At 30.3% G+C, this 22,052-nt stretch carries 22 protein-coding genes; 11 read left to right on the top strand and 11 right to left on the bottom strand.

From position 1 onward, the window contains the following. Positions 1–16 precede the first annotated feature (16 nt). The 3 genes from BT151_RS18775 to BT151_RS03175 all read right to left on the bottom strand — a co-directional run bounded on the left by BT151_RS18775 (position 17) and on the right by BT151_RS03175 (position 2,502). Complete coding sequence (locus BT151_RS18775; protein ID WP_072400303.1) at positions 17–250, bottom strand: hypothetical protein; 234 nt, start codon at positions 248–250, stop codon at positions 17–19. A gap of 289 nt (positions 251–539) precedes the next feature. Further along, positions 540–1,241, bottom strand: a complete 702-nt coding sequence (locus tag BT151_RS03180; protein ID WP_072400302.1) for a response regulator transcription factor — start codon at positions 1,239–1,241, stop codon at positions 540–542. Continuing rightward, the gene (locus BT151_RS03175) at positions 1,231–2,502 is read right to left on the bottom strand and encodes a sensor histidine kinase (protein WP_072400301.1); all 1,272 of its coding nucleotides are present in this window, start codon (positions 2,500–2,502) and stop codon (positions 1,231–1,233) included. The genes BT151_RS03180 and BT151_RS03175 overlap by 11 nt, the downstream gene beginning before the upstream one ends. 172 nt (positions 2,503–2,674) lie before the next feature. On the opposite strand from BT151_RS03175, the gene BT151_RS03170 reads away from it, so the two are divergent. Beyond that, on the top strand, positions 2,675–3,808 hold the full coding sequence (locus BT151_RS03170; protein WP_072400300.1) for a protein involved in meta-pathway of phenol degradation: 1,134 nt from the start codon (positions 2,675–2,677) through the stop codon (positions 3,806–3,808). Positions 3,809–4,004: 196 nt separating this feature from the next. Continuing rightward, positions 4,005–5,078 (top strand): PA0069 family radical SAM protein, encoded by a 1,074-nt coding sequence (locus BT151_RS03165; protein ID WP_072400299.1) that lies wholly within the window; start codon positions 4,005–4,007, stop codon positions 5,076–5,078. Positions 5,079–5,142: 64 nt separating this feature from the next. On the opposite strand, the gene BT151_RS03160 is transcribed toward BT151_RS03165, so the two are convergent. Further along, positions 5,143–5,742 (bottom strand): hypothetical protein, encoded by a 600-nt coding sequence (locus tag BT151_RS03160; RefSeq protein WP_072400298.1) that lies wholly within the window; start codon positions 5,740–5,742, stop codon positions 5,143–5,145. 570 nt (positions 5,743–6,312) lie between these two features. On the opposite strand from BT151_RS03160, the gene BT151_RS03155 reads away from it, so the two are divergent. Then, positions 6,313–7,185 carry an AraC family transcriptional regulator gene (locus tag BT151_RS03155; RefSeq protein WP_072400297.1) on the top strand — a complete coding sequence of 291 codons (873 nt, stop codon included), beginning with the start codon at positions 6,313–6,315 and terminating at the stop codon, positions 7,183–7,185. 1 nt (position 7,186) lies between these two features. On the opposite strand, the gene BT151_RS03150 is transcribed toward BT151_RS03155, so the two are convergent. From BT151_RS03150 to BT151_RS03135, 4 genes are all read right to left on the bottom strand, one after another. Further along, positions 7,187–7,840: an HD domain-containing protein gene (locus BT151_RS03150; RefSeq protein ID WP_072400296.1), complete on the bottom strand. Its 654-nt coding sequence runs from the start codon at positions 7,838–7,840 to the stop codon at positions 7,187–7,189. Between the two features lie 65 nt (positions 7,841–7,905). Beyond that, positions 7,906–8,898, bottom strand: coding sequence for an acyl-ACP desaturase (locus tag BT151_RS03145; RefSeq protein WP_072400295.1), 993 nt, complete (start codon positions 8,896–8,898; stop codon positions 7,906–7,908). Positions 8,899–8,907: 9 nt separating this feature from the next. Continuing rightward, on the bottom strand, positions 8,908–9,645 hold the full coding sequence (locus tag BT151_RS03140) for a lysophospholipid acyltransferase family protein (protein ID WP_072400294.1): 738 nt from the start codon (positions 9,643–9,645) through the stop codon (positions 8,908–8,910). A 69-nt stretch (positions 9,646–9,714) separates the two neighbouring features. After that, complete coding sequence (locus BT151_RS03135) at positions 9,715–10,125, bottom strand: BrxA/BrxB family bacilliredoxin (protein ID WP_072400293.1); 411 nt, start codon at positions 10,123–10,125, stop codon at positions 9,715–9,717. A gap of 117 nt (positions 10,126–10,242) precedes the next feature. Here BT151_RS03135 and BT151_RS03130 point away from each other — a divergent pair, with 117 nt between their 5' ends. Continuing rightward, positions 10,243–11,022: a TerB family tellurite resistance protein gene (locus BT151_RS03130; protein WP_072400292.1), complete on the top strand. Its 780-nt coding sequence runs from the start codon at positions 10,243–10,245 to the stop codon at positions 11,020–11,022. 5 nt (positions 11,023–11,027) lie between these two features. On the opposite strand, the gene BT151_RS03125 is transcribed toward BT151_RS03130, so the two are convergent. Continuing rightward, positions 11,028–12,047 carry a S66 peptidase family protein gene (locus BT151_RS03125; RefSeq protein ID WP_084647847.1) on the bottom strand — a complete coding sequence of 340 codons (1,020 nt, stop codon included), beginning with the start codon at positions 12,045–12,047 and terminating at the stop codon, positions 11,028–11,030. Positions 12,048–12,220: 173 nt separating this feature from the next. Between BT151_RS03125 and metG the strand changes: the two genes are divergently transcribed. The 7 genes from metG to BT151_RS03095 all read left to right on the top strand — a co-directional run bounded on the left by metG (position 12,221) and on the right by BT151_RS03095 (position 20,193). Then, complete coding sequence (gene metG, locus BT151_RS03120) at positions 12,221–14,275, top strand: methionine--tRNA ligase (RefSeq protein ID WP_072400291.1); 2,055 nt, start codon at positions 12,221–12,223, stop codon at positions 14,273–14,275. A 37-nt stretch (positions 14,276–14,312) separates the two neighbouring features. Continuing rightward, positions 14,313–15,776, top strand: coding sequence for a hypothetical protein (locus BT151_RS03115; protein ID WP_072400290.1), 1,464 nt, complete (start codon positions 14,313–14,315; stop codon positions 15,774–15,776). Positions 15,777–15,861: 85 nt separating this feature from the next. Then, positions 15,862–16,380, top strand: coding sequence for a ferritin (locus tag BT151_RS03110; RefSeq protein ID WP_072400289.1), 519 nt, complete (start codon positions 15,862–15,864; stop codon positions 16,378–16,380). Between the two features lie 75 nt (positions 16,381–16,455). Further along, entirely contained in the window at positions 16,456–16,617 is a 162-nt protein-coding gene (locus tag BT151_RS18555; protein ID WP_171946601.1) for a hypothetical protein, read from the top strand. A 183-nt stretch (positions 16,618–16,800) separates the two neighbouring features. Then, complete coding sequence (locus BT151_RS03105; RefSeq protein ID WP_072400288.1) at positions 16,801–17,271, top strand: lipocalin family protein; 471 nt, start codon at positions 16,801–16,803, stop codon at positions 17,269–17,271. Positions 17,272–17,280: 9 nt separating this feature from the next. Beyond that, a complete protein-coding gene (locus BT151_RS03100) occupies positions 17,281–17,988 on the top strand; it encodes a YiaD family glycine zipper/OmpA-like lipoprotein (protein WP_072400287.1) in 708 nt (235 codons plus the stop codon). Positions 17,989–18,072: 84 nt separating this feature from the next. Beyond that, on the top strand, positions 18,073–20,193 hold the full coding sequence (locus BT151_RS03095; RefSeq protein ID WP_072400286.1) for a Tex family protein: 2,121 nt from the start codon (positions 18,073–18,075) through the stop codon (positions 20,191–20,193). A gap of 47 nt (positions 20,194–20,240) precedes the next feature. On the opposite strand, the gene BT151_RS03090 is transcribed toward BT151_RS03095, so the two are convergent. Then, positions 20,241–20,741, bottom strand: coding sequence for a hypothetical protein (locus BT151_RS03090; RefSeq protein ID WP_072400285.1), 501 nt, complete (start codon positions 20,739–20,741; stop codon positions 20,241–20,243). Between the two features lie 573 nt (positions 20,742–21,314). Then, complete coding sequence (locus BT151_RS03085; RefSeq protein WP_072400284.1) at positions 21,315–21,746, bottom strand: tellurite resistance TerB family protein; 432 nt, start codon at positions 21,744–21,746, stop codon at positions 21,315–21,317. Positions 21,747–22,052 lie beyond the last annotated feature (306 nt).

Raw genomic sequence — 22,052 nt, 5'->3', positions numbered from 1 at the left:
TGGTTTGGTGAGACACCTATAAATTCAGATAACCATTTAATGGTTTTTTTTCAATTTCAGTAGCTATTGGGCTTAAAATATGTGCGCCAACATTTGGATTGACTGATGACGCCAGTAAATCTGCCAATGTGCCAATCGGAGCCGCTGAAGAAGTAATATACCCAAAAAATTTAGGATGTCCATTAAGTAAGGAATGATTGAATAATAAATCAGTTGCTTTAGTAATTAGCTCAGTAGCAGGTGGAAGCATTACCTAATAGCTGCTGTAATTGGCTCGGGCTTTCATTTGGAATAACAGGTTTTCGATCTATTGATTCAATAAAATCAGAAATATCATCAATTAATTGATATCCAATTTTTTAAAATTCTTCTTTACCTATTTCTAGGGATGATTTCCTGATTTTTGACATATTGTTGCTTTTTTAATATGTTACAACAACTAATTAATAAAGAATTGTTTTAACATTCTGTATCACAAGTGTTTAACGAAGTTATCGTTTTTTTATGGTAAAGTCAAGTTTAACACTAAACACAAATCACTAATCGTCAATTCTTAATATAAACCCACGGTTGTGAATGTTTTCTATTTTTAGAGAAGAGTCGTTTTTTAAATATTTACGCAAATGCGTTATAAAAACATTCAGGCTTTTTTTGTTGAAGTAATCATTTTCACCCCATAAAGTTGTTAAAATATCTTTGTGAGTGCAAAGGTTATTTTTATGATTTACTAAGTATAATAATAACTGGGTTTCTCTGTTTGTTAAATCCGTTTTTTGGTCATTATAAATAAGCTCTTGTTTTAATGTGTTAAACACATAAGTGCCTAATTTATAGGTGTCATCATTATCTGTTTTTTGTTTTGGACTTTCTAATCTAAAAAGTAGAGTTTTAATTCTAACAACCAATTCTTCTTCATCAATCGGTTTTTTTAAATAATCAATTGCACCTGCTGAAAAACCTTTTAAAACATCAATTTTTAACGATCTGGCAGTTAAAAATATAAATGGTAAATTAGGGTGTAAGTTTTTAATTTTTGTGGCTAAATCAAATCCATTTGTATCTGGGAGCATAACATCTAAAATGGCTAAATCGTAAATGTTCATTTCTAACATTTTTAAACAATCAACACCAGTTTTTGCCCAAGATATTTCAAAATTGTTCATTTTTAAATACTCAGTAAGTAAATAACCCAAAGTTGGGTCATCTTCAATAAGGATTATATTTTGCTTATTATTTTTCATGAATTAACGGAATAAAAATAGTAACAATTGTGCCAACTCCAACGTTGCTATCTATTTTTACTTTTCCTTTATGTTTTTTTACGACTTCTTTTACGTAGCTTAAACCAAGTCCATAACCTTTTACCTTGTGTACATCTTCGTTAGAAACTCTGTAATATTTTTTAAATATGAGATCCTTATCTTTTTTATTTATACCAACGCCGTTATCTGAAATACTAATTAGTAATTGATTTTTATGTTTAGAAGCATTTAACTTTATAATTGGGTTTTCTGAGTATTTTTGAGCGTTATCTAAAATATTACTGATAGCATTTTCTAAATGATTAATTTCAGATTTAATTAAGAAACTACCCTCTTCTAAGTTATAAGTAAACGTAATATTGTTGAGGTTAGAAAGTGTTTCAAAATTTTGGCAAATTTCAATTAAATTAGGTTTGAAGTCTGTTTTTTTTAAATTAAACAATTTTGGCTGAAACTCCAGTTTCCCTAATTCTAAAACCTTATCAATATGTTTGTTTAATCGCTCTGTTTGTTGCCTAATAATTTTTAAAAGAGGTTTTTTTGTTGTGTCTAAATCTTTTTCTAACATCTTTGATGCTAGATTTATTGAAAACACAGGGGTTTTAAGCTCATGTGTTAGGTTATTTATAAAAGAGTTTGTTGTTGTAATTACTTGTCTTTGCCAGTAAATAGATCTTAAAAACCAAATAAAAATAATTATAATAATAAGCATAAACAGCAAACTTGGTATGGTGAGCCCATTTAATTGAGATAAAAGATATGAGTTTATATTTTTGAATTGTAGTTCTAAAAGGGTGTCTTTACCTGCTGTTTCTGGTAAGTAACCTTTCAATTGTATTGGGAACGTAAGTAGGTTTTCGCTAGTGTTAAATTGATTAGGCGATTTTAGTGAAAAGCTACTGTCTTTAGCAATTAATCTATATGAAAAATCAGTGTCAATTCCATTAAGTTTTAGTCTGTAGCTTATAAAATCTTTAAGAAAGTATTTTGAAGCATCTTGAATACTATCAATACTTAATTTAAAATTAGTATCATCATTTGTTATGGCTTTCCCAACTAAAAAAGTTAATTGATTTTCATCTGCCAAATCATTTTTAATATTTTTACTTGCAACATCTATGTTTTTTTTAAATTGAACAGTAGCCAAACTAACGCCAATTTTCAGGTATTTATATTGAATAAAAAACAAACCAAGAATGGCTACAATAAATATGACTATATAAACAGATCTTCTTTTCATTTCTAAATATCATACTATAATACTAAAAAAACTCCTTCTAAACTCATATTAATACTTTATTAATTTTCTTAATCTTTCATTAATGTTTTTAACTTTTTGTTGAAACAAACCAATAAGGTGTTCAACTACTTTAGCAATATGCTTCTTGTTCAATATAGAGGCAAAACTAAATATGAGAATACATTTAATAAGAGTTGCAATTTTAATATTGTTTTGTTTAACAACAAACAGTATGCTGGCTCAAGGTTGTGTAGCAATCAGACATTTTTCTTGTAGTGTAGGTAATAATTTAGATAGTAATCTGCTTCAACCTGGCGATTTTCAGTTAGGCATGAATTATCGATATTTTAAATCCTTTAGACACTTTAGAGGAACAGAAGAAGAGCCTGATAGAGTGTCAAATAACACTGAAGTTATAAATAACTCTCATTCATGGGACTTTACATTAAATTATGGTATAACCGATCGATTGTATGCAGGAATAACGATTCCATCAGTTATAAATACTAGATCTTCTTTATATGAGCATGGTAGAACAGAAAGGCATTTATCGTTTTCTAGAGGTATTGGAGATGTAAGATTGGGTGTAGGCTATTGGCTTTTTAATTCAGAAACTCATATGAACGGAAATTTAGCAATGGGCTTTGGTCTTAAATTACCAACTGGAAATTTTAACGCTACGGATATATTTTACAATGTTGGAACAAACGGTGAGCCTCAAATTCGCCCTGTGGACCAATCAATACAACCAGGTGATGGCGGATTTGGTTTTACACTAGATTTTCAATTTTACCAAAAAGTAAGCACTGGGCTATATTCTTATTTAAGTGGATTCTATTTATTTAACCCAAGAAATAAAAATGGAATAAGAACATTTAGGGAAACATTAAGTCCAATTCTAGAAAACGAATCAATAATGTCTGTAACCGATCAGTTTTCAGTGCGTGGTGGTTTTAGCTATTCACTTTCTCAAACATTATCAGCTTCATTAGGTGGTAGGTTTGAAGGTATTCCTGTAGAAGATGTTATTGGAAAAAGTGATGGATTTAGAAGACCAGGAAACGTGCTTTCTATTGACCCAGGAATTGCCTTTATGAAAGATAATATATCATTAAACTTAAATGTTCCAATAGCTGTTAGAAGAGAGAGGCCACAAAGTGTTACAGATATTGAAACCGAACAGCAAACAGGAACAGAAAGACAAGGAGATGCTGCTTTTGCAGATTATTTAATCAATTTTGGTATTACATATAGATTTAAAAATAAAAGTAAAAAAGAAGATATTTCAATAATTAATCTTAATTAAAAATATTAAGCCTCGGGTGGTAGCGAGGTGTAAATTCTTTTTCATATTGAGTAAAAATGCCAAATATAAACTATTTGGCATTTTTTTATAATTCAGATTTTTGTTAATAACCCATTTTGATTTTAACATTTTTAAAAGCAAATTATAAGTAATTTTAAAGAGCTACTCAAAAGCAAAAACCTTTAGTTTTACTGTAATGAACCCAAAATCTACCATAAAAGGACGAGGAGCACAACTTAATGTGCATAATCGTTTCTTTCAATTAAGTCATGAAATGCGTGACGATTTTTTAGAATTCTGTCAAAAAGAAGACGAGCAAGTCGATAAAAACAAAACACTTTATTTACCTGTTTTTCCAAAAACAATTGTCAATAAAGTTGAAAGCCCAGATGTTGGCATGCAATACTCAATGAATTCTTATCAAGGTTGCGAACACGGGTGTATTTATTGCTATGCTAGAAACACCCATGAATATTGGGGTTACAGTGCTGGTTTAGATTTTGAACGTCGCATTTTAGTAAAAAAAGATTCGCCAAAACTATTAGAAGCTTTATTAAAAAAGAAAAGTTGGAAAGCACATCCAATAGTGATGTCTGGAAATACAGATTGCTATCAACCCGCCGAAAAAGAATTTGAAATTACTCGACAATGTTTGGAGGTTTTTTTAAAGTATAAACATCCAGTTTCTATAATTACAAAAAACGCATTAATTCTTAGAGATTTAGATCTTTTAGAAGCCTTAACAAAAGACAGTTTAATAAGTGTAAATATATCTATTACCTCATTGTCTGAAAATACCAGACGTATTTTAGAACCAAGAACAGCTTCAATAAAAAAACGTTTGGAAACTGTAAAGGTTTTGAGTGAAAATAAAATTCCAGTAAATGTGATGTTGGCACCTATAATTCCATCAATTAATAGTCATGAAATTTTACCATTAGCAAAAGCAGCTTCAGATAATGGTGCGTTATCAATAGGCCATACTATTGTTAGACTTAATGGTGCAATTGGTGAAATTTTTTCTGATTGGATTAAAAAAACAATGCCTGATAGAGCTGATAAAGTATTGCATCAAATAGAAAGTTGTCACGGTGGTACTTTAAATGATTCACGCTATAAAACAAGAATGAATGGAGAAGGTAAGATTGCAGAACAGATTAATAATCTTGTTAAATTAGGAAGATTAAAATATTTTAAGGACAAAAGAAAGCCAAAATTAAACACAGAATTACATGAGCAATTCAAAGATGGGCAGTTAAAACTTTTTTAAAATAAAAAAGTGGGTTTAAAATAACCCACTTTTTCTAGCAAAAATTAAATTTAAATATTGGGAATTAAATATTTTTTGTAAATGTTTTTCCTTCAGTTTTCATAACTACTTTGTAGTTACCTTGTTCTAAACCAGATAATCTGTAAACTTTTTGAATGTTTTTTGTTCCTTCTATTTTTTCTGAATACATAAGTTTAGAATCAATAGCGTTTGAAAAATAAATATCAATTTTTAAAGGCTCTTCATTTAATGCTAGTTTTGTAATATAAAGCATGTTTCCTTTAACTCTAGTGTAAGGTTTAAAAATTGTTTTTTCTTCTGCTTTACTAAAAACAACATTGTTAGATGTTACAGTAAAAGGAATAGTGTCAATTTGTATATCCTTATCTAATTCAAAAATGTATTTACCATCAGGAAGCGATGTTAAATCAAATCCTTTAGAATATACACCATTTTGTTCAATAAGTTCTTTATATAAAATTATACCATTATTATCTATAATAGATAATAGGTTACCTTCTTTCACATTTTTTAATATGAGTACTGTTTTTTTAGCGTCATTTTTTATTGTAAAAAATGAATTTTCATTTGCGAAACTTAATAAGGTAGCAAACATAGTTACCATTAAGAATCCTTTTTTTGTGTGTTTAATTAAATTTTTCATGATTTGGTTTTTTTTAACGTTCAACACTACAAATATATGTTGGTATTTTAGTTTGTAAAACATTGATATTGATTAATTTATGTGCTATTTTATCTGTTATTATTACATCAAATTAGTATTAAATTAATATAGAGCATTTGCATGTTAATTGAGTATAATTTTTAATAATAAAGGTTTATAGTTAAAAATATGGCACAAAAAAAAGTGAGCCACCACAGCTCACTTTTACCAACTAAACTAAATAAGACATTAAACTAATTATTAATGAATATTGTCACTCTTGAGAGTATATTTTAATCACTTAATCTAAAAACCTAAAACACGACTACCACAATTGTGTTTTTGATTATTTTTATTTAGATTATACATGATCTAGATTTAATAATGTTTAACACTACAAATATATATTAGAAAGAGGGTTTGGAAAACATCAATTTTGACTTATTTATATGCTAAATTAACCGTTAAATAAATGTTAACTTCTTGTTAAGACAAAATAACACATAATTGTGGCAAAAAAATACATATTGTCATAACAATATGTAGTAACTTTGCATTATATGCCCAGAGATGATTATAAAAAAACCTACATTAGAGAAACTAAGTCCAAGTTTTGGTAGTTCAATCCTAGTAAGACAGCACGTAGAAAAGGTAGATAAGAACAATGCCTTTTGGCATTTTCACCCAGAGATAGAATTAGTTTACGTAAATAAAGGACAAGGAAAAACACATATTGGTAATCACTTGTCTTATTTTAATAATAGCCAACTTATACTAATTGGTGCCAATTTGCCGCACAATGGATTTACAGATAGACTAACAGCTATTGGAACAGAAACCATAGTACAATTTAAGTCTGATTTTTTAGGAACTGAGTTTATTGGGGTTCCAGAAATGGTAAATGTTTCATCATTATTTGATAGAGCAAAAAAAGGAATTAAATTCGGTATTGAAACAAAGCAAAAAATTGGTCCTAAAATTGAAAAACTTTTAGAGCGAGACGGATTAAAACGTGTTTTAAAGTTTCTAGAAATATTAGATTATTTAGCCACAACAAGCGATTATACTATATTAAATGCAGACGGAATTGCGTTAGAAACGAATCCGCAAGACAGCGATAAAATCAATATTATATATAAGTATGTCAATGCTAATTTTCAGGAACATATTACTTTAGATGAGATTTCAGATAAAGTAAGTATGACTGTGCCTGCATTTTGCCGATATTTCAAGAAAACTACAGGAAAAACGTTTACGCAATTAGTAAACGAATACAGGGTGGTGCATGCTACAAAACTTTTGAATGAAAGCCAAATGAGTATTGCCGATATTTGTTTTGAATGCGGATTTAACAATTTCTCGCATTTCAACAAGCAGTTTAATGAAGTAACAGGTAAAAGCGCTTCAAATTATAGAAAGGAAATAAAGCTTATTATTCAGTAATTTAGTTTTTACCATTCCACTCTTTATAAAACTCATCTAAAAACTGTAGCATAAAGTTATGGCGTTCGTTCGCTATTTTTGTGCCTGTTTTAGTATTCATTCTATCTTTTAAAAGCAATAATTTTTCGTAAAAATGATTGATAGTTGGTGCATTTGAATTTTTGTATTCAGCTTTACTCATATTAAGATTAGGTTTAATATCAGGATTGTAAAGTTGTCTGTTTTTAAAACCACCATAATTAAAGCATCGTGCAATACCAATAGCGCCGATGGCATCTAAACGGTCTGCATCTTGTACAACATCTAATTCGGGAGATTTAAATTTTTGATTCTCATTTCCACCTTTAAAAGAAATGTTTTCAATAATACTCACAACGTGTTCTATTGTTGATGAATCTACATTTAACTTAAATAAAAACTCGCGAGCTGTTTTAGGCCCAACAGTTTCGTCTCCATCATGAAATTTGCTATCGGCAATATCATGAAGTAAAGCACCAAGCGAAACAACAAATAGATTTACGTTCTCATTTTTAGAGATGAGTAAAGCGTTATTATAAACTCTTTGAATATGAAACCAATCGTGTCCACCTTCTGCATTGGCAAGGGTTTCTTTTACAAATACAATAGTTTTATTTATTATTTTTTCTGAAGACATAAGAGTATAAAAATATAAATTCCTTTCGGTTTGAAAGGAATTTATAAAGATATAATATTGTTAATTTATTTTATAATAGCAGGTTCTACCCATTTAAACTGAAACGAATTTTCTGGTATTTTAATGCGTTCCGACAAACGATACATTCTTGTTGGAAGTTTCATTAAATAATCTCTTGCTTTTTCGGCTTCGTCTGTAAGGTTGGTTATTTTATCAATTTCCCAACGCTTTATAAGTTTATCTAAAATATCTACATAATCATTAGAGGTATAAACTCCAATACGTTGTGCGGTATTTGAAAATTCTTCAAAAGCACTACCAATTTTATCTCCAGATTCTCTTAAAAAATGTGCAGGCATTGCAATTTTAAGTTTCATCATATCATAAAAAGCCATCATCATTTGACTAGGATCTACTTTAAAAATACGCTCTACAAACTCAGAATAAGCATGGTGATGACGCATTTCGTCACCAGAAATAATCTGGCACATTTTAGCTAGTTGTTTATTGCCTTTTTTCTTAGCCATTTTAGCAACTCTGTTATGAGAAATATAGGTTGCTAACTCTTGAAAACTGGTATAAACAAAGTTTTTATATGGATCTCTATCTGTGCCAATATCAAAACCATCAGCAATTAAGTACTGGGTTGTTTTTTCAATTTCACGCATGTTTACACGTCCAGAAAGATAAAGGTATTTATTAAGCACATCACCATGTCTGTTTTCTTCACCTGTCCAATGGCGAACCCATTTTCCCCAGCTATTTTGTTTGTCAACTTGATCTACACCTTCAACATCCATAAGCCATGACTCGTAAGTTGGTAATGCTTCTTCAGTAATCATATCGCCTACTAAAACCACCCAGAAATCATAAGGTAATTCTTTTGAAAGTTCACGTATTTCGCGCACTTCTTCAAAAAAAGAGTCACTTTCAGAATTAGGCAAAAAATCTGTTGGTTGCCATATTTTTTCTATTGGGATAAGGTATTTTTCTATAAGAGATTCTACGTCTTTTTCCAAAAACTGCATCACTTCTAATCGTACATTCTTTAACGACATAAATAGGTTTTACGGGTGTATATGTTCCTTTATAGTGGTTTCAATACTATTTATAAGCTCTTGCTTATTTGCAAAGGTAGCTAATTTTAAAGGCTTATGTACGGTAAAAGTAATATGACTACCGATGCCCATTGGAAATTTACCGTATTTTAGTGTTTTCCATGAATTGTTTATGGAAATAGGAACGACTAAAGCAGATGGTATTTTTTTAAATAAAACTTCTAACCCTTTTGTTTGAAATGGTTTGGGTTCACCGTTTTTACTTCGTGTGCCTTCTGGAAAAATAACAGCGGCACGTTTATTTGCTTCAATATATTCACCAAACTTCATAATTGCAGGTAAGGCTTGTCTTGGATTTTTTCTATCAATTAAAACGGAGCCTCCATGACGTAAATTGTATGATACACTAGGAATGCCTTTGCCTAATTCTATTTTACTTATAAATTTAGGATGGTGTTTGCGCATATACCACATAATAGGAGATATGTCGTACATACTTTGATGGTTAGCAACAATAATAAGTGGCTGATTTGTATCTATTTGATGTGGATTGTTAAAGGTAAAACGTGTGCCTAAAATATTTAAACATCTCATTATAAAAAACTGCAACCAATCAACACTTTTTTTATGAGCTTGATAGCCTAAAACATTAAAACAAAACCATTGGATTGCATGAAATATAATCAGTGTTAAAAAAAAACACAGGAAATAAATTATAGTTAAAGGATAAGCTAGTATTTTTTGCATGCTTCAAAAATAAAAAAAAAACCACGATTTTAGTCGTGGTTTTTTTCTGTTTATTTTAAGAAATTAATCTTAACAATGCTCATTAAAAGCATCAACTAAATTTTCTGCTATTAATTCTGCAGGACGACCTTCAATATGATGGCGCTCTAGCATGTGTACCAATTCACCATTTTTAAATAATGCCATACTTGGAGAACTTGGAGGAAATGGCACCATGTGACCACGAGCTGCGTCAACAGCTTCTTTATCCACACCTGCAAAAACAGTAACGATGTTATCTGGTCTTTTAGCGTTTTGTAAACTCATTCTAGCCCCTGGGCGCGCATTAGCTGCAGCACAACCACAAACTGAATTTACCACTACTAATGTAGTTCCTTCTTTTGCTAAAGCAGCATCAACCGCTTCGGCTGTATGTAATTCTTCAAAACCAACTTTCGTTAAATCTTCACGCATTGGTTTTACTAATTCTGCTGGATACATATTTTTAAATTTTAATAATTAACATTTTAGACTGCAAAGATACCAATTGTGTAACAAAAAGACGATGCAATCAACTAACAAATATTATATTTGACGATAAACAAAATTTATACTTACATGAGTTTTTCAAAATGGATAGGTGGTGCTTTAGGGTGGTCGTTTGGTGGCCCAATAGGAGCGATAATTGGGTTGGCATTAGGTAGCATGGTTGATGCAATGACAAACGGAAATAATAGCCCGTTTTTAGGACAAGGACAGCCACAACAAGGTGGCCGAACAACTTATAGAACAAGACCAGAACAGCGCCCACAAACTCAATCTGGCGATTTTGAAGTGAGCCTTCTTGTTTTAGCATCTATAGTTATAAAAGCGGATGGTATTCAAGATCAGCGAGAATTGGATTTTGTGCGACAACAATTTGTAAATATGTATGGCAAAGAACGTGCAAACCATGCATTTAAATTATTTAAAGGGATAAACAACCAAGATAATATTTCTACCAGACAAGTTTGTTTACAAATTAGACAAATGATGGATCATCCATCACGTTTACAATTAATGCATTTTCTATTTGGCATTGCCAAAGCTGATGGTACTGTAACCGAAGATGAAGAACGTCAAATTTATACTATTGCTGGTTATTTAGGAATAAGTTCTCGTGATTATGAAAGTATTAAAGCCATGTTTTATAACAGTAGCGATAATGCTTATAAAGTTTTAGAAATTGATAAAAATGCTACGGATGATGAAGTTAAAAAAGCGTACAGAACTATGGCTAAAAAATACCATCCAGATAAAGTAATTCACTTAGGGAAAGAACACCAAAAAGGGGCTGAAGAAAAGTTTAGACAAGTGCAAGCGGCTTATGAGCAGTTGCAAAAGGAGCGAAGATTTTAGTCGTTTTATTTATCAAAAACAATTGTAGATTTATCTTTAGCAACAGTTAAATCAATAGTTCGACCCAACATCATAGCACGATTATCTTTTTCGTGGCCTGCATGCATATTAAAAGCAATTGGAAAATTATAATCAGCTAAAGCATCTAAAACAAGTTGCTCAATAGATGTTCCCCAAAGGGTTGTGTTTGTTCTCATTTTACTCATATCACCTATAATAACGCCTTTACAATTATCAAAATATCCAGCACGTTTTAAGCTTTGAAGCATGCGATCTATGTGGTATTTGTATTCGCCAATTTCTTCTATAAATAAAATTTTACCAGAAGTGTTTATACTCGTTTTTGAACCCAACATAGTATGTAGCATGGTTAAATTGCCACCTACAAGTTGCCCGGAAGCTGTTCCAATTTTGTTGTAATCAGAACCTTCTAAGGTATAGCTTAAAGATTTACCAAATATGGCATCTTTAAATGTTGAAACAGTTTCTTCAATGGTACTCATATCGTCTTGTAAACTGGTGCACATCATGGCATGAATACTTTCAACTCCATTGTTATGTATTTGATTGTGAAGCGCAGTAATATCAGAATACCCAATAAGCCATTTCGGGTTTTGTTTAAATTTAGTATAATTTAATTTATCTAAAATTCGAACTGTTCCATAACCACCACGAGCACACCAAATGGCACTAATTTTAGGGTCATCTAAGGCGTTTTGAAAATCTTCACAGCGTTCGTCATCAGTTCCTGCAAAATGGTTTGCCTGACTAAAAACATGTTTTCCAACAACAGCATGAAGCCCCCAACTTTTAAGTAAATCTTTAGCTTGTTCAACTTCTGTAGTTCTATTTTTTAAAACACCTGATGGTGCTACAATAGCAACAGTATCGCCTGCTTTTAAGTATGGTGGTTGTATCAAAACTATTTCTTGTTTTTGTAAGCTTAAATTTTGCGCACAAACTGTGTTTCTTCCAAAGATGAAAACAACACAACATAAGCTTAATGTTATTAGGGTTCTTGACATAATGTAAATGTACATTTTTTTTCTAAATCGTAGCCAAAATGTGTACTTTTACGGCTTTATAAAACGTAACGTCATTACGAGGAACTCAGCAACGTAGTAATCTTTTAAAATTTAACAGATTGTTACAATTTTTATCAAAATTTCCGCAATGACAACCCAATTAGAGAATTACAATGAACACACCAAAAAGATATACTATTACTACTGCACTTCCTTACACTAACGGGCCTATTCATATTGGTCATTTAGCTGGTGTTTATGTGCCTGCCGATATTTATGCGCGCTATTTGCGATTAACAGGAAACGATGTAGCACTTATTGGTGGTAGTGATGAGCACGGTGTGCCAATTACAATAAAAGCAAAAAAAGAAGGTGTTACACCACAAGATATTGTAGATAAATATCATGCTATAATTAAAAAATCGTTTGAGGATTTCGGAATTTCTTATGATAATTATTCGCGTACAACCGCTAATATTCATCATGAAACAGCTTCAGAGTTTTTTAAGACCTTATATGATAAAGGAGAATTTATTGAAGAAGTCACCGAGCAATTATACGACGAAGAGGCAAATCAATTTTTAGCAGATCGTTTTGTTATTGGAACTTGTCCTAAATGTGGTAATGAAGAAAGTTATGGCGATCAATGTGAAAACTGTGGAACAAGTCATAACGCAACAGATTTAATAAATCCAAAATCTGCTTTAACAGGAAATACGCCGACTTTAAAAGAAACAAAACACTGGTTTTTACCTTTAGATAAGCACGAAGCATTTTTAAAAGAATGGATTTTAAAAGGACATAAAAAAGATTGGAAACCTAATGTTTACGGACAAGTAAAATCTTGGATTGATGATGGTTTACGGCCACGTGCAGTAACCCGAGATTTAGATTGGGGAATTCCTGTACCAGTGGAAGGTGGCGAAGGCAAAGTGCTTTACGTTTGGTTTGATGCGCCTATTGGCTATATTTCATCAACTAAAGAATGGGCACAACGCGAAGGGAAAGATTGGGAACCTTATTGGAAAGATAAAGACACTAAATTAGTGCATTTTATAGGTAAAGATAATATTGTATTTCACTGTATTATTTTTCCAGCCATGTTAAAAGCAGAAGGCAGTTATATTTTACCAGATAATGTGCCTGCAAACGAGTTTTTAAATTTAGAAGGCAATAAATTATCAACCTCTAAAAACTGGGCGGTTTGGTTGCATGAATATTTAGAAGAGTTTCCAGGTCAGCAAGATGTTTTGCGTTATGTTTTAAATGCGAGTGCACCAGAAACAAAGGATAACGATTTTACTTGGAAAGATTTTCAAGCAAGAAATAACAATGAATTAGTCGCTATTTTTGGTAATTTTATAAACCGCGTAGTGGTTTTAACCAACAAGTATTATGAAGGTGTTGTTCCACAACCTGCTGAGTTTTCAGAAGTAGATGATGAGACTTTAGCGACTGTAAAAGCTTACCCAGATGTTATAGCAAGTTCTATAGAACGTTATCGATTTAGAGAGGCGGGACAAGAATTAATGAATTTGGCTAGATTAGGAAACAAATATTTAGCTGATGCAGAGCCTTGGAAGGAAATTAAAGTAGATGAAGAACGTACAAAAACCATCATGTTTGTTGCACTTCAAATAGCAAGTGCTTTAGCCACTTTAAGTGAGCCGTTTTTGCCATTTACTTCTAAAAAACTAAAAGGTATTCTTCTTTACACAGAAAATTCATGGAATGATATATCAACAAAAGATATTTTAATTCCTGCTAATCACCAAATAGGAAAAGCAGAACTATTGTTTTCTAAAATTGAGGATGAAGCTATTCAAAAACAGCTCGATAAATTAGAAGCAAGTAAAAAAGCTAATGAAGCTGCTAATAAAAAAATTGAACCACAAAAAGACACCATTACTTTTGATGATTTTATAAAACTAGATATTCGCGTAGGAACCATTTTAGAAGCTGAAAAAATGCCAAAAGCAAAAAAATTATTGGTTTTGAAAGTAGATACAGGTATTGATGTGCGTACAATAGTTTCTGGCATAGCTGAAAGTTTTACACCAGAAGAAGTTGTTGGTAAAAAAGTAACCGTGTTAGTAAATTTAGCACCAAGAGCGTTGCGAGGTGTTGATAGTGAAGGTATGATTTTAATGACAGAAACAGCAGAAGGAAAATTAGTATTTGTAAATCCGGATGATTCTAATGTAGCAAATGGTTTACATGTAAGTTAAGAAAAAGAATCTTATATTTATCAAAAACTAAACTTTAATGAAAATAAGATTCAGTATTCTTATCCTAATTTGCTCTTTCACAAATATATTTTCTCAAGAAAAAATATCAGAATTTAAAAATGATATTAGTGACCCTAAATTCTTAACAAAAGAAGTTATTCCTGTAGTAAATGAAACCACAGATGATTTAGCTTTGTTTTTTATGACTCCAAAAGAGGTTTATGGTTATTTACTTAATAATAGATTAGAAGTAGTTAATAAACTAACTTCAGAAGATAAAAGAAGAAAATATAGTAAACTTATAGGGTACAGCATTAAAGATAGTACAAATTATAATTTATATTTAACTAATAAGAATAACAATAAATATGCTGCAATAAGTTTTTCTTTCGATGATAAAAGTTCTAGTATAAATGAATTTGAACCTAAAGGGTTATATGAAAGATTTGTACAAACGGTAACTATTAATAATATATTTTATTTAATAACAATTATTAAAGAGACGTCTACATTGAATTTTTACACTTCTGATGGGATTAAATTTAATGAGCCGTTTAAATTAAATTTAACATCTGAAAGCTTTTTAAACAGAAAAAACAAAAAGGTATCGTTATATAATCTATTTACTGTTAAAAGTAATGGAGGAATAAAAAGTAGTGATGTGCAAAAAATTGATGGTGATTCTCCTAGTTCGATTGAAATAACGTCTGAAGAAACTAAGCTTTATACTAGAAATGACAAACTTGTATTCACTTTTGATAATAACAGGGATATAACTCAAATTCTAACCATAGACCCTATTAATAATTACAGCTACAATGTAAAGTTATTTAAAAAACCACTTGAAAACCTTAAGCATTCAGAAAAGCAAAGTAATTCTTTTATAAATGATTCTATTTTATTTACTACAACAGCAACCAAAAGTGTTTTAGTTCTAAATATAGAAAATTATAATTCAGGAAAACTATTAAAAAGATTTACAATTAATGACAAAGATTCGATAACTTTTAAAAACACACCTATTATTCAGGAAGGTGGATTTTATGACAATTATAGAGAATTAGAAGGTTCTCAAAAGTTTTTAAGAAAAGTAAACTCAGCAGATATTGGAGTTTCTGCATATAGCCATAATGATAATCATGTTGTTACTTTAGGAAGTAAAAAAGAAATAAAAGGAGGAGGTATGATGATGCCAATGGGAGGTTTTGGAGGTTTTCCTTTAGCGACTATAGGTTCTGCTAATGTTTTTTTTAATCCAACTTTTTTTGCTTATAACTCATATTCTAATACAAAATCTGTACAATTTAAGTCTTTGTTAGACTCAAGATATCAACATATAAAAGGCGAAATAGAGGATAATATTTTCGATAAAATAAAGAATCATGAGGAACCAGATAATCTAAATGAAGCAAAAACTATTTTTAAGTATAAAGATTATTTTATTCTAGGTAATTATATTCCAAAAACTAAAACTTACATCTTAAAAAAGTTTAAAGATTAGCAATACTTTAAAAAGTTAAAAGGAATATTTTTTAGTGTTTAAAAACACATAAAAAATCTGTAACTTTACCTTAAAACCTAAAGATATGTTATCAAAATCTATAGAAAAAGCATTAAACGATCAAATTAGAATAGAAGCAGAGTCGTCTCAAATATATTTAGCAATGGCATGTTGGGCAGAGGTTAAAGGTCTAGAAGGTGTTGCTGGATTTATGTATCAACAATCAGATGAAGAACGCGACCATATGCTTAAACTGGTTAAGTTTGTTAACGAACGTGGCGGACATGCACAGATTTCGCAATTAAAAGCGCCTAATGTTACTTTTAATTCCTTTAAAGAAATGTTTGAAAAACTTTTTGATCATGAAGTTTTTGTTTCAGAGAGCATTAATAAACTTGTTCATATTTCTCTAGAAGAAAGAGATTATGCAACTCATAATTTCTTGCAATGGTACGTTTCAGAGCAAATAGAAGAAGAAGCTGTAGCTAGAACTATACTAGATAAAATTAACCTTATTGGTAATGATAAAGGAGGGTTGTATTTATTTGATAGAGATATAGTAAACTTAACAGTTAGCTCAGCTTCAATGGGTAGAGCTGAATAACTTTAACATTTAATCTTATTTAGATTTAATAAAAATAAGTATTTTTGTCACTTATATTCTTATAAGCAATTTCTCTTGGGAAAAAAGAAACAAAAAAAGGCAATAAAAAAATTACGAAAATTAGGAATTGATTTTCCCGAAAAAGTAAAAACTAGTTGTTGCAAAAAATTTAAAAAAGGCGAAAACAAACGGTGTAAAAAATGCCCTTGTTTTGATTTGATTAAAAAAGTAGCATAATTTCTTCAAAAGCTACATAATCTAAAAATAACTTTTATTTAGGCATACTTATAAGTCCAAAAGCTAAACATTTCTCGTAAATATAAAGTATCTAATCTAGTAAATGGATTAGTTTTTTAATCAATAACACTAAGCTTGTCCACATACTTGTGGTAAATTTGACTAACATTAAAAAATAAACTTATGAAACGAATACTCTTATTACTTCTTACTATTACTATAATGTCTTGCGGAGCATCAAAAACAGTTAGAGATTCCAAAAAAGTTATTAAAGGTGATTGGACATTAACCTCAATAGAATACAATCAAGGCGGAAGCTATAATTCAATCTTATTTAATGATGCCTCAAGCGATTGTTTTGAAGGTAGTACATGGAAATTTATACCAAATAATAACACGGGTATTTATACGCTTAATGGTATGGATTGTTCATTAGATCAAAGACATTTTATATTCACTATTCAAGAAATTGATGCAACAACAGGACTTTATGATTTTTTATTAAAGCCAACAGATGAAAAATATAATTCTGAAACAAATCAAGGTTTCAGATTAAGTTTAACAGCATTATCAGAAACGTCAATGCAATGGCAACAAGCAGTAAGTGTAGCAGGTAGTTCGTTTACTATGAGTATGAATTTTATTAAAAAATAAATATAGACTATGAAATCAATTATAAAAAAAACAGGAATTTTATTATTAGCATTTGTAACTGTAATGAGTTTTACAAAATGCAAATCTGTACAAAATGCAAACAATAAACAAAAAGGAGCGGTTATTGGCGCTACTGGAGGTGCTATATTAGGAGCCATTATTGGTAATAATGTAGGTAAAGGTGGTAATGGAGAATTAGGAGCTGTTATTGGCGGTGTTATTGGCGGTGGAGCAGGTGTGCTAATTGGTAATAAAATGGATAAACAAGCTCAAAAAATTGAAGAAGAAATACCAGGAGCACAAGTTGAACGTGTTGATGATGGTATTGTTGTAACCTTTGATGAAAATAGTGGTGTATATTTTGACACTGCAAAGTATAATGTTAATAATGCTTCTCAAGAAACACTAAATAAACTAGCAGGTGTATTTAAAGAATACCCAGACACAAATATTTTAGTTGTTGGACATACTGATAGTGTTGGTTCTGAAGAAAGTAATATGACATTATCAAAAAACAGAGCTTATGCAGTTACTAATTATCTTACAGGTATGGGTTTAAGTAATAGTAGGTTCACTACAAATTGGTTTGGTGAAGCACAGCCTATGAACGATAATAGTACAGCAGAAGGAAGAGCAAAAAACCGTAGAGTTAATGTGGCTATTGTTCCTAATGATAAAATGATTAAAGAAGCTAAAATGGAAGTTGGACAAAACTAAAAAATTAGCTTAAAAATTCGAGAATTCAATTCGAGTTAAATATATTAGATGCCTTATAAAATTATATTTATAAGGCATTTTTTTATGATTGTAAAATATATTACTAAACAAACTCAGTTACCAGAATCTGGAGTTAAAAACACAATTCAGCTTTTAAATGAAGATTGTACAATTCCTTTTATATCTCGTTATAGAAAAGAACGTACAGGAAATTTAGATGAGGTACAAATTGGAGAAATTGTAAAATATAAAGAACTATTTGAGGCTTTAGAAAAACGTAAAATAGCTATTCTAAAAGCATTGGAAGAGCAAAATGTTTTAACTTCAGAATTAAAACAAAAAATAGAAGCTACACAAGATTTAACAACACTTGAAGATTTATATCTACCATACAAAAAAAGCCGTAAAACCAAAGCAGAAACTGCTCGTAAAAAAGGATTAGAGCCACTCGCTAAGATTATAATGAGCCAGAATGCTAATGATATAGAGTCTATAGCTCATAACTATGTTAAAGGTGATGTTATTTCTGTAGATGATGCTTTAGAAGGTGCTCGACACATTATTGCAGAATGGATAAATGAACGTAGCGATGTTAGAAACAATATTCGCCAACAGCTAGAACGTTTTGCAATGATTTCTACGAAAGTGGTAAAAACGAAAGCAGATGATGAAAAAGCACAAAAATTTAGAGATTATTTTGATTGGGAAGAATCGCTAACCCGAATTCCGTCTCACCGTTTATTAGCCATTTTAAGAGCAGAGAGTGAAGGTTATATTCGAGTTAAAATAGAGATTGATAATGAGCGTGCTTTAGATAAAATTGAAAGTCGGATTATACGTTCCAACAACGCGTGTGCAGAACAAATAGTGCTCGCTATTGCCGATGCTTACAAACGTTTACTGCTACCATCATTAAGTAACGAGGCATTACAAATTGCTAAAAATAGAGCCGATGAATCTGCTATTTCTGTATTTGCAAAAAACCTAAAGCAACTCTTATTAGGTTCGCCTTTAGGTGAAAAACGTGTTTTAGCCATAGATCCAGGATTTAGAACCGGTTGTAAAGTCGTTTGTTTAGACGCACAAGGGCAATTAAAATATAACGAAACTATTTATCCGCATCCACCAAAAAGCGATGCTGCTGGTGCTATGAAAAAAATAAGCTCATTGGCCGATGCTTATAAAATTGAAGCCATTGCTATTGGAAACGGAACAGCATCACGCGAAACGGAAGCTATTATTAGAAAAATTCATTTTAAAAATGATATTCAGGTTTTTGTCGTAAGTGAGGCTGGAGCTAGTATATATTCAGCATCAAAAATAGCACGAGAAGAATTTCCAGATTATGATGTTACAGTAAGAGGCTCGATTTCTATTGGAAGACGGTTACAAGATCCTTTAGCCGAACTCGTAAAAATAGATGCAAAGTCTATTGGAGTTGGGCAATACCAACATGATGTAGATCAAACAAATCTTCAAAAAGCATTAGGTGGCGTGGTTGAAAATTGTGTGAATGCTGTTGGTGTAAATATTAATACGGCTAGTAAAAGTTTGTTAAGTTATGTGTCTGGAATTGGACCAAAACTTGCCGAAAACATATTTGAATATAGAAATGAATATGGAGTTTTTACTTCAAGAAGTGATATTAAAAAAGTTCCAAGGCTAGGAGGTAAAGCCTTTGAACAGGGTGCGGCCTTTTTACGAATTAAAGAAGCTAAAAATCCGTTAGATGATTCTGCAGTTCATCCTGAGAGTTATAAAACTGTTGAGACAATGGCGAAAGACTTAGGTAAGAATGTTTTAGATTTAATAGGGAATTCGGACCTGCTTAAGAAGATAGATTTAAAAAAATACTGTTCAGATTCGGTTGGGTTACCAACCCTTCAAGATATTATTAAAGAATTGGAAAAACCAGGTTTAGATATTCGTGAACAAGCCAAAGTATTTACTTTTAATCAAAACATAAAAACTATTAACGATTTAAAAGAAGGGCAATTACTTCCTGGAATTGTAAACAATATTACCAATTTTGGTTGTTTTGTAGATGTTGGAATTAAGGAAAGCGGGTTAATTCATGTTTCAAATTTATCCGATAGTTTTGTTAGTGATGTAAATGCACATGTTAGTTTGCATCAACAAATTATTGTTAAGGTTTTAGAGGTAGATATTCCGCGAAAGCGTATTCAGCTTAAATTATATAAATAAAAAAATGCGAACTCTAGAGTTCGCATTTTTTTATTTAAAAGCAATATTTATGAAGCTATTTTTTCTAAAGACTCTACATGAATGGCATTTAAAATTAATTTATGCCATTTTTCAATGCGTTGTATTTCATAATCTTCACTTAAGTCTTCATCAATATTAAAAAAAGGAATCCTTAAGTTTTTATTACCAGAAGATTTATAAATAAGTTCTAATTCTAAGCTTTGTAATCTTATAACCTTGTCTTTTTCTTTGGTATAATTCTTTATAACATTGCACTGTTTTAAATCGTGTATATTAATATTATTAATAGTAGATTTCTCTGCGTTAGAATTTATATAAGTTAATACATTGTTTTCGTTACTTATACCTATAAAGTTTTTACGCCATATTTCTTTTAGGCTATAAACAATGCCATTGCCTTTTATTAAAGAATTTACATGTTTTTTTGTGTTTGATGTGTTTTTTGTTCCACTATATATAAATAACAAAAAAGGAATGAACACGCTTAAAGTTAATAAGATAGAAATTATTATTACTGAATTTTTCATCTTGTATATTTTTTTAAAATTAATTTTATTGAATTTTTAAAACCCTCTAATAATCATTTAAAATGAAAGAGTTTTATAGTAAATACGTTAAAAATTAATAAGCTACAAGAAGGAGTGAAAAGGGTAGACTATTTTTTTAATAGTTAAATTTAAATTGAAGAGCTGGCAGATTCTTAAATAATGAGAATTATTCTCAACAAGAACACGATTTAACGATTTAAACGATTCTAAATAGTTTATCTGGTTTTGATTTTTTTGCTCATCAAAACTTAATATTTCATCAAAAGAATTATCAATCGATATAGCACACGAATTGTATGATTGATCAATTTTAATATCATGTGAGTGATTAACAGATTTAACAGATAAGTTGCTTTCCGTCTTAAATAGAAATAAAGAGAAGAAACTTAATGAAACCGTTAAAAATAAAAAATTAATTTTTTGCATTTAGCACTAAATTATAAAGTGTAAATGTATAATAAAGTTTGTTAATTTTATTATAATATTTCAGTAGTTAGCAAAAAAATGCGAACTGAAGAGTTCGCATTTTTTATAATCTAAAATAGAAAGTAATTATCTATTCATATGTTTTATTTCATCAGTAAAAGTATCTAAATCCACACCATTGCTTACTAAGGTTAAAGCCTTATCAACAATGTATTTTACATTTTCAGGATGAAAACCTAAACCTACCGAAATTTTATTAAGTAAAAGCTCTTCATGGTCACCTTTAATGTGATCTACATAAACCATGCGTGATAAATCATACAAACGCTCTAAACGTTGGTCATAAGAAAGAGGCGGATTTATAGGGTGTGATTTATAATCATTTAAAATAATTTTATAATCACCTTCGCTTATATCTAAATTGCGAGCTAATCTATCTAAAAAGGCTTTTTCTTCTTCTGAGATAATTCCATCATCCATAGCAATTCGAACTATAGATGCAAAATGATCTTCGTTACGCTTTTTAAATCCACTATCAAATAAATCTGAAAACGACATATATATTATATTAATTTAGTGGTGCAAACGTACATATTTTTTTTAATAAATTAAACCGAAAAAGGACTTTTTTGGGTGATGTTAAAAGGGTTGAGCTTGTAATTTATCTTGAGCTAATTTCAAAGCTATATCTTTTTAAAACACAATAGTGTGGACAAAGGAGATGGTTATCTTTAAATTGGTTTCTTCAATCAAAATTTAAGGTTAATTTATTTTAAAAAACCATGAATTTTAATTTGATTAATGACGTCGCACTTTAATCAATAAAGCCGATAAAGAGCAAAGTCAAAATAAGATTTTTCAAAA

The organism is Flaviramulus basaltis (assembly GCF_900114265.1).
In the GTDB taxonomy this organism is placed as follows: Bacteria; Bacteroidota; Bacteroidia; order Flavobacteriales; family Flavobacteriaceae; genus Flaviramulus; species Flaviramulus basaltis.
The sequence above is the reverse complement of the archived record's forward strand: the minus strand, read 5'-3'. Positions and strand labels throughout refer to the sequence as shown.

Bases quoted from the DNA above. Each gene is read 5' to 3' on its own strand.
- BT151_RS03135 (WP_072400293.1), bottom strand. From the start codon at position 10,125: ATGTATCCAGCAGAATTAGTAAAACCAATGCGTGAAGATTTAACGAAA.
- BT151_RS03155 (WP_072400297.1), top strand. From the start codon at position 6,313: ATGATTATAAAAAAACCTACATTAGAGAAACTAAGTCCAAGTTTTGGT.
- BT151_RS03085 (WP_072400284.1), bottom strand. From the start codon at position 21,746: ATGTCGTTTTCAGATTTATTTGATAGTGGATTTAAAAAGCGTAACGAA.
- metG (WP_072400291.1), top strand. From the start codon at position 12,221: ATGAACACACCAAAAAGATATACTATTACTACTGCACTTCCTTACACT.
- BT151_RS03145 (WP_072400295.1), bottom strand. From the start codon at position 8,898: ATGTCGTTAAAGAATGTACGATTAGAAGTGATGCAGTTTTTGGAAAAA.
- BT151_RS03095 (WP_072400286.1), top strand. From the start codon at position 18,073: ATGATTGTAAAATATATTACTAAACAAACTCAGTTACCAGAATCTGGA.
- BT151_RS03110 (WP_072400289.1), top strand. From the start codon at position 15,862: ATGTTATCAAAATCTATAGAAAAAGCATTAAACGATCAAATTAGAATA.
- BT151_RS18775 (WP_072400303.1), bottom strand. From the start codon at position 250: ATGCTTCCACCTGCTACTGAGCTAATTACTAAAGCAACTGATTTATTA.
- BT151_RS03125 (WP_084647847.1), bottom strand. From the start codon at position 12,047: ATGTCAAGAACCCTAATAACATTAAGCTTATGTTGTGTTGTTTTCATC.
- BT151_RS03115 (WP_072400290.1), top strand. From the start codon at position 14,313: ATGAAAATAAGATTCAGTATTCTTATCCTAATTTGCTCTTTCACAAAT.
- BT151_RS03140 (WP_072400294.1), bottom strand. From the start codon at position 9,645: ATGCAAAAAATACTAGCTTATCCTTTAACTATAATTTATTTCCTGTGT.
- BT151_RS03180 (WP_072400302.1), bottom strand. From the start codon at position 1,241: ATGAAAAATAATAAGCAAAATATAATCCTTATTGAAGATGACCCAACT.
- BT151_RS03100 (WP_072400287.1), top strand. From the start codon at position 17,281: ATGAAATCAATTATAAAAAAAACAGGAATTTTATTATTAGCATTTGTA.
- BT151_RS03090 (WP_072400285.1), bottom strand. From the start codon at position 20,741: ATGAAAAATTCAGTAATAATAATTTCTATCTTATTAACTTTAAGCGTG.
- BT151_RS03105 (WP_072400288.1), top strand. From the start codon at position 16,801: ATGAAACGAATACTCTTATTACTTCTTACTATTACTATAATGTCTTGC.
- BT151_RS03130 (WP_072400292.1), top strand. From the start codon at position 10,243: ATGAGTTTTTCAAAATGGATAGGTGGTGCTTTAGGGTGGTCGTTTGGT.
- BT151_RS03160 (WP_072400298.1), bottom strand. From the start codon at position 5,742: ATGAAAAATTTAATTAAACACACAAAAAAAGGATTCTTAATGGTAACT.
- BT151_RS03165 (WP_072400299.1), top strand. From the start codon at position 4,005: ATGAACCCAAAATCTACCATAAAAGGACGAGGAGCACAACTTAATGTG.
- BT151_RS03170 (WP_072400300.1), top strand. From the start codon at position 2,675: ATGAGAATACATTTAATAAGAGTTGCAATTTTAATATTGTTTTGTTTA.
- BT151_RS03150 (WP_072400296.1), bottom strand. From the start codon at position 7,840: ATGTCTTCAGAAAAAATAATAAATAAAACTATTGTATTTGTAAAAGAA.
- BT151_RS03175 (WP_072400301.1), bottom strand. From the start codon at position 2,502: ATGAAAAGAAGATCTGTTTATATAGTCATATTTATTGTAGCCATTCTT.